General features: G+C 60.0%; 1 pseudogene. It reads right to left on the bottom strand.

The window, feature by feature from the left end:
* Positions 1 to 603 (bottom strand): annotated as a pseudogene (locus JMY24_RS38130) (hypothetical protein); the annotation flags it as partial.
* Positions 604 to 833: the final 230 nt, after the last annotated feature.

Here is an 833-nt window from a genome sequence, read left to right as displayed (position 1 = left end):
GTGCGCCGACAGCATGTCGCTCATGAAGTAGGCCGCTGCGCCGCCAATTCCAATCGCGCCGATTGCACCTGCCGCAGCACCACCGCTTCCACCGCCCGAACCGCCGGCCGACGCCGTGCCACCGTTGGCAGCAGGAGGCGTGTCGCCGCCGTTGTCGACAGGCGGCGTGTTGCCGCCATTGCCGCCATTGCCGCCATTGCCGCCATTGCCGCCATTGCCACCGTTGCCACCACCGTTGCCGCCGCCGTTGCCGCCGCCGTTGTCACCGCCGTTGCCACCCGGTACCAATACCGTGCCGTTGTCGATGATCACAACCGTGCCGTTGCCGGTCACGTTCACATCGCCGTCGATGATGGTGCCGTTGCCATTCGTCGAGTTACCGGAAATTTCGGTCGTACCGTTGCCCGAGATGTTGATCGAACCATTCGGATCGACGATCACGCCCGTGCCATTCGTGCTGTTGCCCGAGATGTTGGTCGTGCCGTTATCCGTCGTGTTGACCGAACCGTTGATATCCGTACCGGTACCGTTGGTCGAATCACCCGAGATGTTGGTCGAGCCGTTACCCGAGGTGTTGATCGAACCGTTCGGATCGACGATCACGCCTGTGCCGTTCGTGCTGTTGCCCGAAATGTTGGTCGTGCCGTTATCCGTCGTGTTGACCGAACCGTTGATATCCGTGCCGGTACCGTTGGTCGAATCACCCGAGATGTTCGTCGAGCCTGTTGATTTGCACCGCGAACTGACCCACTTTTTGCATCTAGAATTGACCCACCCCTGATGCTCAGAAACATCATTCTGGTGCGTCGATTTCCTCCTCTTTTTGTCGTTTG

Source organism: Paraburkholderia kirstenboschensis (genome assembly GCF_904848585.1).
GTDB classification, from domain to species: Bacteria; Pseudomonadota; Gammaproteobacteria; order Burkholderiales; family Burkholderiaceae; genus Paraburkholderia; species Paraburkholderia kirstenboschensis.
This window is presented reverse-complemented; position numbering and strand designations above follow the sequence as displayed.